General features: G+C 68.5%; 15 protein-coding genes and 1 pseudogene. 3 read left to right on the plus strand and 13 right to left on the minus strand.

The window, feature by feature from the left end; translation table 11 throughout:
- From QZT59_RS10825 to glpA, 5 genes are all read right to left on the minus strand, one after another.
- Positions 1 to 1,136: AAA family ATPase (locus tag QZT59_RS10825; protein WP_290815710.1), on the minus strand; the 1,136-nt coding region annotated here is incomplete at its 3' end.
- Positions 1,136 to 2,578 carry an anaerobic glycerol-3-phosphate dehydrogenase subunit C gene (locus QZT59_RS10830; RefSeq protein WP_290815713.1) on the minus strand — a complete coding sequence of 481 codons (1,443 nt, stop codon included), beginning with the start codon at positions 2,576 to 2,578 and terminating at the stop codon, positions 1,136 to 1,138. The genes QZT59_RS10825 and QZT59_RS10830, both read right to left, overlap by 1 nt.
- Entirely contained in the window at positions 2,571 to 2,777 is a 207-nt protein-coding gene (locus QZT59_RS10835) for a hypothetical protein (protein WP_290815716.1), read from the minus strand. Before QZT59_RS10835 ends, QZT59_RS10830 begins: the two co-directional genes overlap by 8 nt.
- Positions 2,774 to 4,108, minus strand: coding sequence for a glycerol-3-phosphate dehydrogenase subunit GlpB (glpB, locus tag QZT59_RS10840; protein ID WP_290815719.1), 1,335 nt, complete (start codon positions 4,106 to 4,108; stop codon positions 2,774 to 2,776). Before glpB ends, QZT59_RS10835 begins: the two co-directional genes overlap by 4 nt.
- 2 nt (positions 4,109 to 4,110) lie before the next feature.
- A complete protein-coding gene (gene glpA / locus QZT59_RS10845) occupies positions 4,111 to 5,940 on the minus strand; it encodes an anaerobic glycerol-3-phosphate dehydrogenase subunit GlpA (protein WP_290815723.1) in 1,830 nt (609 codons plus the stop codon).
- A gap of 310 nt (positions 5,941 to 6,250) precedes the next feature.
- On the opposite strand from glpA, the gene glpK reads away from it, so the two are divergent.
- On the plus strand, positions 6,251 to 7,795 hold the full coding sequence (gene glpK, locus QZT59_RS10850; RefSeq protein WP_290815726.1) for a glycerol kinase GlpK: 1,545 nt from the start codon (positions 6,251 to 6,253) through the stop codon (positions 7,793 to 7,795).
- 723 nt (positions 7,796 to 8,518) lie between these two features.
- On the opposite strand, the gene QZT59_RS10855 is transcribed toward glpK, so the two are convergent.
- From QZT59_RS10855 to QZT59_RS10865, 3 genes are all read right to left on the minus strand, one after another.
- Entirely contained in the window at positions 8,519 to 9,646 is a 1,128-nt protein-coding gene (locus tag QZT59_RS10855; RefSeq protein WP_290815729.1) for a zinc-binding dehydrogenase, read from the minus strand.
- A gap of 136 nt (positions 9,647 to 9,782) precedes the next feature.
- Complete coding sequence (locus tag QZT59_RS10860; protein WP_290815732.1) at positions 9,783 to 10,550, minus strand: SDR family NAD(P)-dependent oxidoreductase; 768 nt, start codon at positions 10,548 to 10,550, stop codon at positions 9,783 to 9,785.
- A 110-nt stretch (positions 10,551 to 10,660) separates the two neighbouring features.
- Positions 10,661 to 11,542, minus strand: a complete 882-nt coding sequence (locus QZT59_RS10865; protein WP_290815735.1) for an NAD(P)-dependent oxidoreductase — start codon at positions 11,540 to 11,542, stop codon at positions 10,661 to 10,663.
- Positions 11,543 to 11,675: 133 nt separating this feature from the next.
- On the opposite strand from QZT59_RS10865, the gene QZT59_RS10870 reads away from it, so the two are divergent.
- Positions 11,676 to 12,686, plus strand: coding sequence for a DUF4432 family protein (locus QZT59_RS10870; protein ID WP_290815738.1), 1,011 nt, complete (start codon positions 11,676 to 11,678; stop codon positions 12,684 to 12,686).
- A gap of 126 nt (positions 12,687 to 12,812) precedes the next feature.
- Here QZT59_RS10870 and QZT59_RS10875 read toward each other — a convergent pair whose 3' ends face one another.
- Positions 12,813 to 13,613 (minus strand): SDR family NAD(P)-dependent oxidoreductase, encoded by an 801-nt coding sequence (locus tag QZT59_RS10875; RefSeq protein ID WP_290815741.1) that lies wholly within the window; start codon positions 13,611 to 13,613, stop codon positions 12,813 to 12,815.
- Positions 13,614 to 13,742: 129 nt separating this feature from the next.
- Between QZT59_RS10875 and QZT59_RS10880 the strand changes: the two genes are divergently transcribed.
- On the plus strand, positions 13,743 to 14,522 hold the full coding sequence (locus QZT59_RS10880) for an SDR family NAD(P)-dependent oxidoreductase (protein WP_290815744.1): 780 nt from the start codon (positions 13,743 to 13,745) through the stop codon (positions 14,520 to 14,522).
- Positions 14,523 to 14,560: 38 nt separating this feature from the next.
- Here the strand turns inward: QZT59_RS10880 and QZT59_RS10885 are convergent, their stop codons facing one another.
- The 4 genes and pseudogenes from QZT59_RS10885 to QZT59_RS10900 all read right to left on the minus strand — a co-directional run.
- Complete coding sequence (locus tag QZT59_RS10885; RefSeq protein ID WP_290815747.1) at positions 14,561 to 14,806, minus strand: hypothetical protein; 246 nt, start codon at positions 14,804 to 14,806, stop codon at positions 14,561 to 14,563.
- A 148-nt stretch (positions 14,807 to 14,954) separates the two neighbouring features.
- Positions 14,955 to 15,980 carry an ABC transporter ATP-binding protein gene (locus QZT59_RS10890; protein ID WP_290815750.1) on the minus strand — a complete coding sequence of 342 codons (1,026 nt, stop codon included), beginning with the start codon at positions 15,978 to 15,980 and terminating at the stop codon, positions 14,955 to 14,957.
- Positions 15,973 to 17,094 (minus strand): ABC transporter ATP-binding protein, encoded by a 1,122-nt coding sequence (locus QZT59_RS10895; protein ID WP_290815753.1) that lies wholly within the window; start codon positions 17,092 to 17,094, stop codon positions 15,973 to 15,975. Before QZT59_RS10895 ends, QZT59_RS10890 begins: the two co-directional genes overlap by 8 nt.
- Positions 17,094 to 17,368 (minus strand): annotated as a pseudogene (locus QZT59_RS10900) (ABC transporter permease); the annotation flags it as partial. The gene QZT59_RS10895 and the pseudogene QZT59_RS10900, both read right to left, overlap by 1 nt.

The raw sequence follows: 17,368 nt of genomic DNA on the forward strand, positions 1-17,368 counted from the left end.
GCGTGCGTCCGGAACACGATCGTCGGGAACCGGGGTTCCACGGTGCTGGGCCGCCGACCGCTCCCGTCCGCGGGGAGCGCGACGCGTCTGAGGATGCCCGCGCCGGCGAGTTCGTAGAGAAACCGCGTCACCGTCCCCGAGGCGACGTCGGTCCGCGCGGCGATCTCCGTCGCGAGGTCACCGATCGACCGGGCCGGCGCGTCGAGTTCGACCAGCCCGGCCAGCACCCGCTGACGACTCTCCGAGACCGAGAGGGGACGAGCGACGTGGATTCCGTCGGCCGGGACGTCCGCCATCGCCCGGTCCAGGTGGTCGTCCGCGATCCGGTCGGCGTCGGCGCGGGCCGCCAGCGTGGCCGCCCCGAACAGCGCGGCCAGGGCGTCGTGGGCGTTGCCGTCCGCCCAGGCCGCCAACTCGCGGAGCGTCCCGTGGTCGACGGCGCCGGTCGCCAGCCCCGTCGTGGCCCGGTCGGTCACCACGTCCACGAGTTCGTGGCGGCGGTACGGCGAGACGCGCACGACCGGCCCCGACCAGTCTTCCGGAACCGTCCGCCCGACCGGAACCAGCGCGACCCGCTCCTCGAAGGGTGCAAGCAGGCCCCGCACGGTCTCGAGGTCCAGCCCGCCTGGTTCGTCGTGGTGGTCGATCGCCACCACCGCCCGCCGGTCCGGTCGGTCGAGTCGCCCCGCGAGTCGGTTTCGCAGCACGTCGGTCTCCACACCGCCGTCCGGAACGCCGCCGTCGACCAGCGCCGAGAGCACCGCGCGGTAGAACGCGAACGGGCTCGCGACGGTTCGCGCGTCGACGGTGAGGAACCACGTGACCGGATCGGGTGCGCCGCCCCTGGTGGTCGTGGCGATCGACCGATCGGGTGCGCCAAGCCGGTCGTTCAGCGACGCGAACAGCGCCGTCACCACCGCCGAGGTTCCCGACCCGTGCGGGCCGGCGACCGCGACGTCCGGCGGCAGGTCGCCGTCGAAGACCGGGTCGACGGCGTCGAGCAACTCCTCGAGGACCACGCCCCGACCGACGGGTTCCGGCCGGTGGGTCACCGGACTCAGCACGTCGCGCTCGACCATCACGCCGGCCGCCCTCCGAGCCGACCGCCGCCTGGCGACGCGTTCCGCCAGGTCCATCACTCCTCCGCCCCCGTCTCCGGGGACTCGCCCGTCCGTGTATCGTCGTCCGACGAGTCGACCAGTGCCGCGGCGAGCACCTCCAGCGTGTGTCGGATCTCGTAGCCCGTCCCGTGTTCCATCTGCATAGAGCAGGTCGGACACTCCGTGAGTCCGACGTCCGCGTCGGCCGCCGCCATGTGCTCGAACAGCTCCTCCCCGATCGCCATGGACGTTTCGTAATGCTCGGCCTTCCAGCCGTAGGTGCCGGAGATCCCGGAACAGGAGTCCCCGACGTCGTGGGCCTCGACGCCGTCGATGGCGTCGACCACCTCCGCGGTCTGGCCGTCTAACCCCTGGTTGCGCGCGTGACACGGGGCGTGGTAGGCCATGGCCGGCAGGTCCACCGCTGTTTCCTCGAGTGCGCCCTCGAGATCCTCGTTGACCCGGAGGTACTCGACGGCGTCCCACGTGTTCGCGGCGAGCTCCTCGACGCCGTCGTACGCGAACAGTTCGGGGTACTCCTGGCGGATCGCCATCGAGCAGGACGTACACGAGGTGATCACCGCCGCCCCGTCGGCGATCGCCGCCCCCAGTTCGCGGACGTTCGTCCCCGCGGCCCGGCGGGCGTCGTCGAGCATGCCGTTGGCGAACATCGGCGTCCCGGAACAGTCCTGCTCGGGGACCAGCACCTGGTACCCGAAGTGCTCGTAGACCCGAACGAGCGCCTTCGCGACCTCGGGCGTGTTGAAGTTGGCGTAACAGCCGTGGAAGTAGGCGATCCGCTTGTCCTCGCTCTCGACCGCCGAGGCGGCTCGCTCTGCTCGTGGCGTCTTCGCTCGCTCGTTCGAGGCGGCTGCGCCGCCTCGCTCTGCTCGCGCCGCCCGCGCCCGCTCGTTCGAGGCGGCCGCGCCGCCTCGCTTCGTCCACCACTCCCGGAAGGTCTCCGTGGCGTAGGCCGGGAACTCCCGCTCGCTCGTGATCCCCAGCAGCCTCTCGTTCAGGAGCCGGGTCACCCGGAGTCCCATCACGAAGTTCGTCAGTCGCGGGGCCGTGCTGGCGATCCGCGAGACCAGCCGATAGTTCGAGAGCAGTCGGTTTCGCAGGTACTCCCGGGACCACCTCGACTGGTGCTCGCGGACGTACTCCCCCCGCGCCGAGTTGTGCATCTGAGACAGGGGAACCTCGGACGGGCACGCCTGATCGCAGCGCATGCAGTTCGAGCACTTCATGATCGAGGGGTCGACGTCGTGGTCGTCCCCGCGCTTCAGGCGCCACTGCTCCGGCCCCTGGAACTTCGGGCCCGGGAACTCGTCGTCGACCTCGGCGACGGGGCAGTTGGTGTCGCAGGTCGAGCACTTGTAGCAGTTGTCCGCGCCCGGTCGGAGATCGACGTCCTCCGCCTGGGGGAAGACCTGGATCGGTTCGAAATCGTCGTCGACCGGTCGGTCGGTGTCACTCATCGTGATCCCTCGTCGCCGTCTGACCCCTCGCGCCTCGCCCGCGGTGCGGTTCGACGCCCTCGCTCGTCTGCTCGCCGCCGCTTCCGCACACTCCGTTCGCCCCCTTGCCGCCGCTTCCGCACACGACGCTCGTCTGCTCGCCACCGCTCCCGTACACGACGCTCATCCGCTCGCCACCGCTCCCGTACACGACGCTCATCCGCTCGCCACCTCCCCCGCCCGGCCGCCGGCGACGTAGCCGGTCGCCAGCGAGACGCCGGCGCCCGACTTCTCGGCGGCGTAGTCGTAGCCGCCACACACGGCGCCGGCCGCCCGGAGGTTGGCGAACTCGGGTTCGCCGTCGCCACCGAGCGGTCGGAGATCGCGGTCGACGGCCACGCCGAAGCGGGCGAACGCGTGATCGCCGAAGGCCGCCGGTTCCGACCAGTCGTAGCGGTCCGCGGGAGCGCGCACGTGGCAGTCGAAGATCGGCTCGAAGATCTCCTCGCGCGCCGACCGGACGCCCTTTCCGACGAGACCTCCCGTGGCGAGGACGTACTCGCTCGCGCGGTAGGGGACCGTCCGGTGGCCGCGGTCGACGAGCACGCGATCGATTCGGTCGACGCTCTCGCCGGCCTCCGCGGCGCCGCCGGTACGCGCGATCCCGCTCCCGTCCGCGACCTCGTGATCGACGACCGGGACGCCGGTCGTCACCCGGACCCCCGCGGACTCGAGCGCGTCGAACAGCAGGTCCTCGAGTCGGAGGCCGGGCAGGCTCGGCGGACCGGTCGGCACCTCGAAGACCGCGGCGCCCAGCCTGTCGGCGAGGTCGGTCCGGACCGCCTCGTGGAACTCGTCGCCGAGCACGGCGGGAACGCCGATCCTCGCCTCGCCGCGGTGGTGAGCCGAGACGGCGTCGGCCAGGGCCGCCCGCGCCGGTCGCCCGCCCGCGTTCGTCGAGATCGGCTCGTCGCGATCCAGCGCGTGAGCGTAGCGCGTGATTTTCGCGTCGTCGCGGAACTCGCCGGGAAACGAGAGGGTGACGCCGCGAACGTCGAACGGCACGCCGGCGGCGCGGAGGTGCTCGGCGGCCAGCGGCGCGTCGAACTCCGGGAGCGCGTCGAATCCGACGAGGAGCGCCGGCCGTTCGTCGGTCGCAACGCCCGCGGCCGCGCCGGCGGGATACCGCGCCGTGGGCTTGACCGTCCCGCCGCTCGTCGGGACGAGCGCGTTGGTCTCGGTGTGGTCGCCGCGGTAGGCGTCGCCCGCGAGGGCGTCGAAGAACGACAACGCCTCGCGGACGGCGTCCGCGCCGACGCGCTCGTACGGGTGACCCGTCGGCAGATCCGGGATCGCGTCGTACGGCTCCGCGAGCGGGCCGCCTCCGTCCGGCCCGTATCCGAGGACGTCGATCAGCCCCGAGGCGTGCCGGAGGGTGCTCTGCTTGAACGAGACGAGTCGCACGGCGACCCCGCGCTCGGCCGCGGCGAGCGCCGCCGTCGCGCCGGCCAATCCGCCGCCGATCACCAGAACGTCGTCTTCGATCGCCACGGTTACACGTCACCTCCGTCGGACGCGGAATTCGATTCGCTCGCCCCCTCGTCCCTTGCACCGTTCCCGGACGCGTCACCGCCGTCCTCGGACGCGTCACTGCCCTCGGAGGCGAGCGCGTCACCGCCGTCCTCGGACGCGTCACTTCCGTCGGCGGCGAACCCGTCACCGCCGTCGTCGTACGCGGCGTAGTCGACGGTGGCGCCGTCGGCTGGGTCGGCGTCCCGGTTGTACGTCGTGGCGTGCAGCGCGTAGTTGAGCATGGCCTGAGAGAGCTGTTCGCCCCAGAGGGCGTGGCGCTCTCCCTTCCAGCGCTCCTGGAAGAGTTCGTCAAGCGCCGCCCGGGCCGTCGGCTCGTCGTACTCGGGGTGGAGTTCGGCGGCCATCGCCGCACAGCAGAAGCCGCCCTGGCAGTTGCCCATCGAGGCGCGGGTCCGGATGCGCACGGCGTTCAGGTCCGATCCGGACTGGGCGATCGCGTCCCGAACCTCCGCGCGCGTGACGCCCTCGCACGCGCAGATCACGGGATTTGGCTCGTCGGTTCCCAGGACCGCGGCCGACCGGCTCCCGAGTCGCTGTTTGCTGCGACGGGCGATCGGCGACCGCAGGCCGAAGTCCTCCATCGCGGCCTCGAGCTCGTCGAGGTTCTCGCTGCCGGGTAGGGCCTCGTCCGCGGTCGCACACGACGCGCGCACGCCCAGCTCGTCGCAGACGTGGTCGGCGATCTCCTCGGCCATCGCGCGGTAGGTCGTGAACTTGCCGCCGACGATGCTCGCCATCCCCGAGACGCCGTCGCGCTCGGCGTGATCGAGCAGGAAGAAGTCCCGCGTGATGTCCGTCGGGTCCTCGGTGCCGGTGCCGGGCGGCTCGTACAGCGGTCGGACGCCCCAGAACGAGCGGATCGTCCGCGCCTCCCGCAGGATCGGCACCAGCACCGAGAGGGTGTCGATCACCTCGTCCACCTCCCACCCCTCCTCGGGGTAGTCGTCGGGGTCCGCGACCTCCTCGTCCGTCGTCCCGAGGATCGCCGTCGTCTCGTGGGGGACGACGATGTCGGCGTCGCCCTTGGGTCGACAGCGGTTGATCACCGTATCCACCTGGCGGACGTTCATGATCGTCATCACGCCCTTGGAGGGACGGACCTCGACGTCGATTCCCGCCATCGCGCCGATCTGGCCGGCCCACGCGCCCGTGGCGTTCACCACGTACTCGGCGGTGATCTCCTCCGTCGACCCCGAGGCCCGATGGACCCGCTTGCCTGGTCCCGACTCGTGGCGGACCTCGACGCCGTAGACGTCGTCGCCCTCGCGCAGCAGGTCGATCACCTCCGCGTGGGTCTCCACGCGCGCACCGTGACGTTCCGCGTCCAGCGCGTTCGCGACGCAGAGCCTGAACGGGTCGACCGCGCCGTCGGGCACCTCGATCGCGCGCTCGACGTCTCGCGCGAGGTAGGGCTCGATTTCGCGGGCCTCGCGTCCCGAGAGGGCGCGCGCCGGAATCCCACACTCCCGACAGCCCCGCAACTTCTCCTCGAAGTACTCCGCGGAGTCCTCCGGACGGGCCGCGAAGAGACCGCCGGTCAGCTCGACGCAGTGGCCGGCGATCTCCCTGAGCACCCGGTTCTCCTCGATGCACTCCGTGGCGCTCGCTCGATCCGAGACGGCGTACCGGCCGCCGCTGTGGAGCAGGCCGTGCATCCGGCCGGTCGTGCCGTCGGTGAGGTTCCCGCGCTCGAGGAGGGTGACGTCGACGCCGCGCATCGCCAGGTCGCGGGCGATACCGCAGCCGGTCGACCCGCCGCCGAGGACGAGTACCGTGGCGTCTCGTGGCATTCTCTCGTATCGACGGTCGCGGCCACCTTTATTTTATCGACGCACCGGCTTCGACAGTACTAATCATATTTCCTATGATTTTGGAGGGGGTTTCCCCACGACCCGTGTACTCGGGACGCGTAGGGACCCGTGCAAGCGAAATCGGCCCTACGTGGTCGGTTTACCGGTCGTCCGGCGGGTCCGTCGCTCGGTAGTTGTATGCTTTATCCCACAGCATCACGCACCTTTATGTGGGTCGTCGTAATTGTTTACCCGTAGATCATCACCGTCGGTAAAGATACGAGTCCGGTGCGGACACGAGTGATCAGGAGTGACAGAAGATACGTACGTCGGCGCGATCGACCAGGGGACGACGGGCACCCGCTTCATGGTCTTCGACCACGGCGGGCAGGTCGTCGCGAACGCCTACGAGAAACACGAACAGATCTATCCCGAGCCTGGCTGGGTCGAACACGACCCGCTCGAGATATGGGAGAACACCAAATCCGTCGTGACGCGAGCGCTCGGCCAGGCCGGGGTCGGTCCCGACCAGCTCGCGGCGATCGGCGTCACCAACCAGCGCGAGACGACCGTGCTCTGGGACGCCGACACCGGCAAGCCGGTCCACAACGCGATCGTCTGGCAGGACCGCCGGACGACCGATCGAATCGAACGGCTCCAGGCCGACGAGCTCGTCGGGACGATCCGGGAGAAAACCGGCCTCGAGGCCGACGCCTACTTTTCGGCGACGAAAGCCGAGTGGCTGCTCGACAACGCCGATCCGATCAAGCTCGAACGCACCCGCCCCGAGGACGTCCGCGACCGCGCCGAGAAGGGCGAGGTCCTGTTCGGGACGATCGACAGCTGGATCATTTTCAAGCTGACCGGCTCGCACGTCACCGACGTCTCGAACGCCTCGCGGACGATGCTGTTCGACATCCACGAGATGGCGTGGGACGACGAACTGCTCGCGGCGTTTTCCGTCCCCCGCGAGATGCTGCCCGAGGTTCGTCCGTCGAGCGACGAGGCGACCTACGGCTCGACCGATCCGGAGGGCTTTCTCGGCGCCGCGGTGCCGGTCGCGGGCGCGCTGGGCGACCAGCAGGCCGCGCTGTTCGGCCAGACCTGCTTCGATCCGGGCGACGCGAAGAACACCTACGGTACGGGCTCGTTCTTCCTGATGAACACCGGCGAGGAGGCCGTCGAGAGCGAACACGGACTGCTGACGACCGTCGGCTTCCAGCGCTCGGGCGAGCCCGTTCGGTACGCTCTGGAGGGGGCGATCTTCGTCACCGGCGCCGCCATCGAGTGGCTCGAAGACGTCTCGCTGATCGAGGACCCGGCCGAGACGGCCGAGCTCGCCCGCAGCGTCGACTCCACGGACGGCGTCTACGTCGTCCCGGCGTTCACGGGCCTCGGTGCTCCCCACTGGGACCAGCGCGCCCGCGGCACCATCCTCGGACTCACTCGGGGGAGCCGGCGGGAACACATCGTGCGAGCCACCCTCGAGTCGATCGCTTTCCAGACCCGCGACGTCGCGGAGGCGATGGAGGCCGACGCGGGGATCGAGATGACGAGCCTCAAAGTCGACGGCGGCGCCGTCAAGAACAACTTCCTCTGTCAGCTCCAGTCCGACATCATCGGCTCGAAGATCACCCGCCCGGTCGTCGACGAGACGACGGCGCTCGGCTCGGCGTACGCCGCCGGCCTCGCGGTCGGCTACTGGGAGGACGTCGAGGGCCTACGCGACAACTGGCGGGTCGACCGCGAGTTCGAGCCGCAGATGGACGCCGCGACGGCGGACGAAACGTACTCGCGGTGGAGCGACGCGGTCGAGCGCGCTCTCGGCTGGGCGACGTCGGGAGGCGCCGAGTGACAGTCGCCGATCGGTGCCGGATCGGCGTCAGATCGACGGCCCGTTACTGATTCGACCATCCCCGCACCGATCCTCGAGGATCCGGTTCGATAACCGGGCTGACGCGCCCGCCATATCAGAGGGTTACCGACGCCCCCGCCATATCACAGGGTTACCGACGTCACCCGGCCCATTACCGCATTACCGACACTATCCAGAATCTATCCCTATTCCGATAGTATACCAGTGTTGGACTCGAGCGGCCGTACGACGGATCCTCCGACGACCAGTCCCGCGCGGAGCGTACCGTGAACTGCCCGGTGACGACCGAAGCCCTCATATACGGACGCTTCGATTCGTGAAAGGCCCGAAACCGGATCCGCGCGTTATCACACAGAAGTATGGACTCGATTTCTGACCGTTTGCGAAGTCTTCATCCCTGAATAGCCAGTATCCATCACCTAAAGGGGCATAAAAGTGCAAAAATCCCCCTACCCCCGGTGATAAAAGTTAATCGCCATATTAGAGAGAAAGACCCGACGCCGTCCGGCTCCGCGAAACTGCTCCCCGAATTACCATTTTCATATTTATTATGTGATTGTGATATGACTCGGCAAAGACGGCGATTGGCCAGCAGTTCCATTCCCCGCCGTGAGGGCTGAACGAGTTCGCGTTCGATTTCGGTCGGGGCGGTTCCGCTCGGGCGGCTCGCTCGTCGCTCACCGACGTCGACGCGTCGTCCGATCAGACGCCGTGGGGGTGGATCGAGGCGCGGAGCGCGTTCCCCTCCGCCTGCGTCTCGTAGGCGTCTCCGACGTCCTCGAGGGGAACACCGTAGTTGAACAGTTCCTCGAGGGGCATCTCCGCGGCGAGTTCCGGCAGCAGTTCCACCGCCGTTCGGAACTGTCCCGAAGGCGCGGCCTTGCTCCCGAGGATGGTGAGTTCCTTCTGGACGATCCGGGTGGGGTTGATCTCGACCTCCCCGTTGTAGGCGTAGTGGCCCGCCTCGACGAAGATCCCGCCGTCGTGGGGGATCTCGATCGCCTGGGGGACCGACGCCGGAACGCCCGTGGCCTCGATGACCGCGGTCGGGCCGCGACCGTGGTCGGTCCGCTCCTTGACGGCGCGGACGATCTCCTCGTCGCCGTCGTACTCGGTGATGTCGACCGTGTCCGTCGCGCCGAACTCGCGGGCCAGCTCGAGGCGCTCCTCGATGGCGTCGATGGCGATGATCTGGCCGGAGCCCCCGGCGTGTGCGGCGGCGACGGTGAGCAGGCCGATCGTGCCCGCGCCCTGGACCGCGACGCTGCTGCCGAGGCCGACGCCCTCGTTCACGTCCGGCATCCCCGGCATCGCGGCGCGCTCGTACGCCCGCACGCCGATCGAGAGCGGTTCGGCGAGCGCGCCCAGGTCCGGGTCCATCCCCTCGGGAAGCTTGTACACGTCCGTCTCCTCCGGGAGGACGACGTACTCGCTCATGCCCCCCACGTCCCCCGACTCCGCGGGGGCGAGGCCGAGCCCCGTGATCCCCTCGAACAGCACCTCTCGCGTCGGAACGTGCTTCGAGTACCAGTCGTCCTCGACCTTCCAGAACGGGATGGCGGTGATCGGGTCACCCTCCGCCAAGGGTTCGTTGCGGGCGTCGGTCTCGACGTTCTCGCCGAGTTTCTCGACGCGGCCGGCGAACTCGTGGCCGGGCAGGATCGGAAAGTCGAGGTGGTTCATCCCCCCTTCGTTGATGTGGACGTCCGTCCCGCAGACGCCGTTCAGTTCGACGCGCATGAGCACGTCGTTCGGTCCGAGTTCCGGGAGTTCGAACTCGCGGACGTCGAACTCGCCGGGTTCCACCATCACGACAGCGTTTGTTTTCATCTGCTCGGTATGTATCACGCCGCTGCTCGTTGTAAAACTTTACCTCCCCCGAAGACCGTCGGTAGCGCGAGTCACGGCGCCGGATCCGCCGTCGGTTCGGTCGACCCCTCTCGTCGGCCGCCGCTCTCGGGGGCGGTCACCGGACGGTGTAGCCGCCGTCGATGACGATGGACTCGCCGGTGACGTACGACGAGGCGTCCGACGCGAGGTAGACCGCCAGCGGCGCGATGTCTTCGGGCCTCGCCAGTTCGTCCTGCAGCATCTCCGACTTCCAGGTGTTCAGCAGTTCCTCGTCGTCGACGAGGATCTCCGTCGCGACGTATCCCGGCGCGATGTTGTTCACGCGGACGCCGTGTTCGGCCCACTCGGAGGCCAGCTGGCGGGAGAAGGCCTCCATTCCACCCTTCGACGCCTGGTAGTCGACGTGTTTCTGGGGATAGTTCGCGATGTACGCCGACATCGACGTGACGTTGACGATCGATCCGCCGCCGCCCTCGATCATCTCGCGGCCGGCGTACTTCGAGCAGAGAAACGTCCCCGTGAGGTTGACGTCGATCGTCTCTTGCCACTCCTCGAGCGGCTTCTCTTCGGCGCCGCCGTGGATCGCGATCCCCGCGTTGTTGACGAGCACGTCGATTCCGCCGAACTCCTCGACGGTGGCGTCGACGAGCGCGCTGACGTCCGCCTCCTCGGAGACGTCGGTCCGGACGGCGATGGCCTCGGCGCCCGTCTCCTCGCTGATCTCGGCCGCCGCCTCCTCGCCGCTCTCGAGCGTCCGGTTCGCGATCACCACGTTCGCGCCGGCGTCGGCCAGCCCACGGGCGATAGCCTTCCCGATTCCCCGGTTGCCGCCCGTGACGATCGCGGTCTGTCCCTCGAGCGTAAATCTCTCTAACACCGACATCGCCCGAAAATGAGACCTCGAGTATCATAATAGTTTACCTCGAAAAAAGGACCGACCGACCGTCCGGGCGGGAGTCTGCGCTCCCTTCGCGGCGCGTCGACCGACGCCGATCAGAGGTCGCGCCAGGAGCGCTTCGGCTCCCAGCCCAGCAGCTCCCGGGCCTTGTCGATCGAGATCAGCGACTCGGTGCCGGGAATCTCCGCGCGGTGTTCGGCGTTCGGATAGTACTCCTCCACGAGGACCCCGCTCTCGACCTCGGCCGTCGTGTCGGCGGCGACCGTCCAGAAGCGCTCGTGTCCGTCGAGGTCGGCCTCCATCGCGAGGCGCGCGACCTCGGCGCCGTCGGCCATGTGGAGGTACGAGAACATCACGTCCCGCGTCGTGTGGTGCCAGGCGTCCCTGAGCCCCTCGAGCGAGCGGTCCGGTTCGACGAAGTTCTCGAGTATCTCCTCCGCCGTCGCGACCCAGGGGTAGCGAAGCGACGCGATCGAGGGCGCGTCCGCGAGGCGCCCGAACCCGTCGGCGGTGATCTCGATCGCGTGCTTGCCCAGCGCGTAGGGGTCCCGGGGCGTGACCGGGTGCTCCTCGTCCATCGGCAGGTAGAACACCTCGACGGGTTCGTCCTGGTAGGCACAGCCGAGGACGTTGATGCTCGAGGCGAGGACGACCGACTCGAGGCCGAGCTCGTGGGACGCCTCGAGCACGTTGTACGTGGACATGACGTTGCTCTCGTAGGTCCGAAAGCCCGGGTGCTCGGTCGGCCAGGGGATCGTTCCCATGTGGATGACGGCGTCGGCGTCGCTGCGCGCGAGCGAGCCGTAGACCTCGCCCGCGTCGAGGAGGTCGGTCGTCCGGTACTCGTCCGAGACCTCCTCGCGCCGTTTGCCCCGGGCCACGTTGATTGCGCGGTAGCCGTGGTCGGTCAGGTTCTCGAGGATCGCCCGTCCGATCTTGCCGTTGCCGCCGGTAACGGCCACGTTCTGAATGCCCATGGTGAGTGTTCTTCGCGTGAACGAATTATAAGTACCGATGGGGTCGGTTTCGGATCGAACGGGATACTCTCCCCCGACGGAAGCGTCGGCGCGAGGTGAACTGTTATGGTGACACCGTGAGTAGCTGTCGCACATGCCAGAGCTGTCCGTTACGGACGAGTACGCACGTCGCGGCATCGACACGGTGCACCTCGAGAACGACCGCCTGCGAGTGGAGGTGCTCGCGGGGAAGGGCGGCGACGTCACCGAGATCAGGGACAAGCGGACCGACGTGAACGTCCTCTTCGAGACCCCGCACGAGTGGTACGCGCCCGCGGCGGGCCAGATCGGGTCGCCGGACGACTGGTTCACCTTCCTCGATCACTTCCCGGGAGGGTGGAACAGCGTCCTCCCGACGGCCGGCGCCCCCGCCCAGGTCGAGGGCGCGCCCCTCGCCCACCACGGGGAGTCGACGCTGATTCCCTTCGACGCCAGGACGACGGCCGAGGACGACCGCGTCGTCGTCTCCCTCAGCGCCGAACTCTCGCGGTATCCGCTTCGCGTCGAGCGCGAACTGACCCTCGAGGAAGGCGCCTCCCGCCTCGAGTGGGAAGAGACCGTCGCGAACGTCGGCGAGGTCGACGTCGACTACTCGTGGGTCCAGCACGTCGCCCTCGGCGAGCCGCTGATAAGCCCCGACGCCAGGCTCGAGGCGCCCTGCGAGACGGTCCACGTCGATCCGCACCACGATCCGGACACCCGCCGACTCCCGGCGGGGGAGACGTTCGAGTACCCGGTGTACGAGGGCGACGACGGGGAGATCGACGTCAGTCGCTTCCCGCCGAAGGACGAGCGCGTCCACGACCTCGCCGCGCTGACCGGCTTCGAGGAGGGGCGATACACCGTCACCAACCCGGAACTCGACCTGGGGGTGACCGTCGAGTTCGACCGAGACCTCTACGAGTTCGTCTGGTACTGGGGCGCGTTCGGCGGCTTCGAGGACGCGCCCTTCTTCGGACGCAACTACAACCTCGGCCTCGAGCCGTGCACCTCCCGGCCGACCGGAGGCCTCGAAGAGCACGTCGAAAACGACACCGCAGAACACCTCCCGGCCGGCGAAACCGTCAGCACCGCGCTCTCGCTCGAGACCCACGCGGCCGGGTAGCGGCGCCGGAGGTCGATCTAGACCCGCGAGGCCGGGTAGCGGCGCCGGGGGTCGATCGAGACCCGCGCGACCGAGTAGCGGCGCCGGAGGTCGCTCGTGACGGCTTCGGCCGCCCGAGCGCCGGATTCAGGCGTCGATCGTCCAGATCGATCCGCCGTCGACCCGCCAGTTCGCGCCGTGGACGAACGCCGCCTTCTCCGAGGCCAGGAACGCGACGACGCTCCCGACGTCCTCCGGTTCGCCCAGCCGGTCGGTGACGATCCCCGGCTTCTCCTCGGCGATGAACTCCCGTTCGACCGCCTCGAGGCTCCGGCCGGTCTCCGCCGCGCGCTCCTCGAAAATCTCCTCGACCAGCGGTGTCTTCGTCGTCGCGGGCGAGACGGCGTTGACGCGGATGCCCTCGTCGCCGTAGGTCTTCGAGAGGTTCTTGGTCATGTTGATCATCGCCGCCTTCGTCGCGTCGTAGTGGGTCTTGAACGGGTCCGGCTGGGTGCCGGCCTCGGAGGCGACGTTGACGACGACGCCCGACCCCTGCTCCCGCATGTGGGGTAACACCTCGCGGGTCACCCGAACGGTGCCCATGATGTTGACGTCGATGACCTCCCGCCACTCCTCGTCGGGAATCTCGTGGAACGGCCTCTCGCTCCCGAGAATGCCGACGTTGTTCACCAGAATGTCGATCCCGCCGAACGCCTCGAGCGTCTCGTCGACGAGCGACGCCACGTCCGCCGGGACCGTCACGTCGCACGCGACGCCGATCACCTGCCCCGGGTCCGGCGCGATCTCCTCGGCGACCGACTCGGGGTCGCTCCTGGCGCAGATCGCCACGTAACAGCCCTCCTCGGCGAGCGTCTCGGCGATGGCGCGGCCGATGCCCTTCGTTCCGCCCGTTACGATCGCCACCTGTTCCTCGATGCCGAAGTTCATCCGTTCGTATGTGATCCGAACGATACTATAAATACCCGGGTTCGATCACCTCGACCACCCGGAACCCGGTTCGAAGGGGATCCGTCGCTCGAGGTATCACTTATGGGGATTCGGCGGCATCGAATCGACATGACGGTCCTCGAGCGATTCGAACTCGACGGTGACGTCGCGATCGTCACCGGCGGCAACCGCGCCATCGGACGGGGGATCGCCACCGCGCTCGCGGAGGCGGGCACCGACGTCGTGATCGCGAATCGGGACGCCGACGACGGCGAGCGGGCGGCCGCGGAAATCGCGGCGGCGACCGGCGCGGAGACGCGGTGTATTCCCACCGACGTCGCCGACGACGACTCGGTTCGCGCGCTCGTCGACGCCACCGTCGACGCGTTCGGCGAGATCGACGTCCTCGTCAACAACGCCGGGCTGACGATAAACGGCCCGGCCGAGGAGATGACCCTGGCGGAGTGGAACCGCGTCCTGAACGTCAACCTCACCGGCGTCTTCCGCTGCTCGCGTGTGGTCGGCCGCGAGATGATCGAGCGCGGCGGGGGCTCGATCGTCACCATCTCCTCGATCTCCGCGCTCGTCGCCAACCACCCCCAGCCGCAGGTGTCGTACCAGGCGTCGAAGGGCGGCGTCGACGCCTTCACCCGGCAGCTCGCCTCCGAGTGGGCCGAGCACGACGTCCGCGTGAACACGATCAACCCCGGCTACGTCCGGACCGACTTGATCGAGGGCGTCCTCGAGAACGACCCCGAGATGGCCGAGACCTGGTACGACGAGATGCTCCAGGGGGAGATGGCGACGCCCGAAGACGTCGGGCCGCTGGCGGTCTACCTGGCCGCCGACGCCTCGTCGTACGTCACCGGCGAGTCCATCGTCATCGACGGCGGCTACACCGTCCGGTGACGCGGGCGGCGGGCTCGATCGACCCGCGAGCGCTCGCGTCACACCCTGAAGAACGCGAGCAGGAACAACGATCCGACGAGGATCACGAGCAGAATCTTCGCGGCGAGGAACAGGCGGTGGTGACGGTCGCAGACGTACGCCCGCTGCAGCGAACCGTCCGGCGCCGTGCCGACGGCTCGCGGCACCGACCCAGGTCGGGGACAGCCGTCGACCTGGCAACCGGGCTCGGACTCCTCCTCGGCCACCTCGGCGTCCGCGGGGGCGAACGGATGGTCGGCGGTCATACGCGTGTACTGTCGGCCGAACGCCTATGGTCCTTTCGCCGGACTGTGTCTCGCGACGACACGGGCCTCGGACCGCGCGAGGTCCCCGTCGGGGGACGAGTCCACTCGTCGGAGAAATCGGCGGCCGACGCGGCGGGAGCGCCGGCAGCTACTGGAACTCGGGGTGGGTCGGCGCCTCCTCAAGTTCCTCGTCGTAGAGGATGCACCGAGCCGCCTGGCCGCCGCCGACGTCGTGGAGCGCCGGTTCGTCGGGCGCGCACGCCTCCCTGGCCTCGGGACATCGCGGGGCGAACCGGCAGCCGGGGTCGAGGTCGATCGGATCCGGTACCTCCCCCTCGATCTCGATCGGCTCCCGGGACTTGTCGGGGTCGACGATCGGCGTCGAGGAGACGAGCGCCCGCGTGTACGGGTGCTTGGGATCGTTGATGACCTCGGTGGCCGGCCCCAGTTCGACGATCTTCCCCAGGTACATGATGGCGATCCGGTCGCAGGTGTGCTTGAGCAGCGAGATGTCGTGGCTGATGTACATCACGGCGAGTCCCATCTCCTCCTGGAGCCGGTTGAGCAGGTCGAGGATGCTCGCCCGGACGCTGACGTCGAGCATGCTGGTCGGCTCGTCCGCGACGACGAACGACGGGTTCAACACGATGGCTCGCGCGATGCCGACGCGCTGGCGCTCGCCCCCGCTCAGTTCGGTGGGGTACTCGTTGGCGAACGCTTCGGCGGGCCTCAGTCCGGACATCTCGAGCGTCTCGAGGACGCGAGCCTCCCGCTCCTCCTCCGTCCCGATATCGTGGACGTCGAGGGGCTCTTTCACCCAGTTAAACACCGTGAACCGGGGATTGATCGACTTGTACGGGTCCTGCTGGATGATCTGCATCTCGGTGCGGAGGTTCGGGTCCTCCTGGAGGCGCTCGGTGACGTCCTCGCCCCGGTAGCGAACCCGGCCCGCCGTCGGCTCGTTCAGCCCGAGGAGGGTCTCCCCGAGGGTCGTCTTTCCGCAGCCGGACTCGCCCGCGATGCCGAGCGCTTCCCCCTCCCGAACGTCGAGTGAGACGCCGTCGACCGCCTTCACCGTCTTGGGTTCGCCCCAGCCGAACAGCCTGCTGAAGAGGTCGTCGTCCGCGCTGAACTGCTTCTTGAGCCCCTCGACCTCGAGGACGCGCTCAGTCATCGTTCACCTCCACTTCTTCGACGCGCTCGTCCGCCGGCTCCTCCCTGAGCGACAACCACGTCTCCTTATCGTTCGCCTCCTCGCGCATGTACGCCGCTTCGTCGGCGCGGTGGCACTCCACGATGTGACCGTCCTCGTACTCCTCAGCCTGGGGCGTCACCTCCCAGCACTCGTCCTCGGCGAACGGACACCGCGGGGCAAACCGACAGCCCTCGTCGGGGTCGACGACCTCGGGCGGACTGCCCGGGATGGAGACGAGGTCCTGGTCGTCCTCGGAGATGTCCGGGAAGGCGTTGCTCATGCCCAGCGTGTACGGGTGCCGGGGGTTCTTGATGATCGTCCTGGCGTCGCCGAACTCGACGACGCGGCCGCCGTACATCACGGCGATGTAGTCGCAGTTTTCCGAAACGACGGACATGTCGTGGGTGATCATGATCATCGCCGTCTCGAATTGCTCTTGCAGGTCGTCGATCTGGCGGAGGATCCGGTCCTGGATCATCACGTCCAGCGCCGTCGTCGGCTCGTCCGCGAGGATGATCGACGGGCTGAGCGCGAGCGCCATGGCGATCATCGCCCGCTGGGCCATCCCGCCGGAGAACTGGTGGGGGTAGTCGTCGACCCGGCTGCCGTCGAGGCCGAGGTTCTCGAACAGCTCCTCGGCGCGGGCCCACGCTTCCTGCTTCGAGGTGTCCTCCTCGTGGCGGCGGATCACGTCGACGATCTGACGGCCGACCGTCTTCACCGGATCGAACCCGTTCATCGCCGTCTGCGGGATCATCGAGATCTCGGTCCAGCGAACCTGCTCTCTGAGGTCTTTCTCCGACAGTTCGGTGACGTCGATGCCCTTCAGCCGGATCTCGCCGTCGACGACCTCGCCGTTTCGCGGCAGGAGCCGGATGATAGACTTCGCGAGGGTCGTCTTGCCGCAGCCGGACTCGCCGACGAGCCCGAGCGTCTCCTGGTGGCCGAGTTCGACGCTCACGCCGTCGACGGCGTGCAGGTCGCCGCGTTCGGTGTGGTAGTAGGTCCGCAGATCCTCGATCTCGAGCAGCGGCTCGCGGTCCTGAGCGTCTCGATCCGTCCGTCTCGCGTCGGAAGTGTCGTCGGTCGTCATTAGTGTCTCAGCTCCGGATTGGTGATCTCCTCGAGGCTACGGCCGATGAAGAAGACGGCCATCACCAGCAGCATCAGGCAGATCCCCGGCGGCAGCACCCACCACCAGGCGTGGCGAATCCCGCCCGAGTGGTACGCCTGGAACAGCATCTGGCCCCACGAGTAGAGTTCGGGGTCGCCGAAGCCGAGGAACGCCAGGCTCGCCTCGTAGATGATCGCGTACGCCACCGCGAACGCCATGTACAGGCCGACGAGCGGGAGCACGTTCGGGAAGA

This window comes from Halovivax sp., assembly GCA_007119345.1.
In the GTDB taxonomy this organism is placed as follows: domain Archaea; phylum Halobacteriota; class Halobacteria; order Halobacteriales; family Natrialbaceae; genus Halovivax.

Bases quoted from the DNA above. Each gene is read 5' to 3' on its own strand.
- QZT59_RS10890 (WP_290815750.1), bottom strand. From the start codon at position 15,980: ATGACTGAGCGCGTCCTCGAGGTCGAGGGGCTCAAGAAGCAGTTCAGC.
- glpA (WP_290815723.1), bottom strand. From the start codon at position 5,940: ATGCCACGAGACGCCACGGTACTCGTCCTCGGCGGCGGGTCGACCGGC.
- QZT59_RS10870 (WP_290815738.1), top strand. From the start codon at position 11,676: ATGCCAGAGCTGTCCGTTACGGACGAGTACGCACGTCGCGGCATCGAC.
- QZT59_RS10860 (WP_290815732.1), bottom strand. From the start codon at position 10,550: ATGTCGGTGTTAGAGAGATTTACGCTCGAGGGACAGACCGCGATCGTC.
- QZT59_RS10855 (WP_290815729.1), bottom strand. From the start codon at position 9,646: ATGAAAACAAACGCTGTCGTGATGGTGGAACCCGGCGAGTTCGACGTC.
- QZT59_RS10830 (WP_290815713.1), bottom strand. From the start codon at position 2,578: ATGAGTGACACCGACCGACCGGTCGACGACGATTTCGAACCGATCCAG.
- QZT59_RS10885 (WP_290815747.1), bottom strand. From the start codon at position 14,806: ATGACCGCCGACCATCCGTTCGCCCCCGCGGACGCCGAGGTGGCCGAG.
- QZT59_RS10895 (WP_290815753.1), bottom strand. From the start codon at position 17,094: ATGACGACCGACGACACTTCCGACGCGAGACGGACGGATCGAGACGCT.
- QZT59_RS10880 (WP_290815744.1), top strand. From the start codon at position 13,743: ATGACGGTCCTCGAGCGATTCGAACTCGACGGTGACGTCGCGATCGTC.
- QZT59_RS10865 (WP_290815735.1), bottom strand. From the start codon at position 11,542: ATGGGCATTCAGAACGTGGCCGTTACCGGCGGCAACGGCAAGATCGGA.
- QZT59_RS10875 (WP_290815741.1), bottom strand. From the start codon at position 13,613: ATGAACTTCGGCATCGAGGAACAGGTGGCGATCGTAACGGGCGGAACG.
- QZT59_RS10835 (WP_290815716.1), bottom strand. From the start codon at position 2,777: ATGAGCGTCGTGTACGGGAGCGGTGGCGAGCGGATGAGCGTCGTGTAC.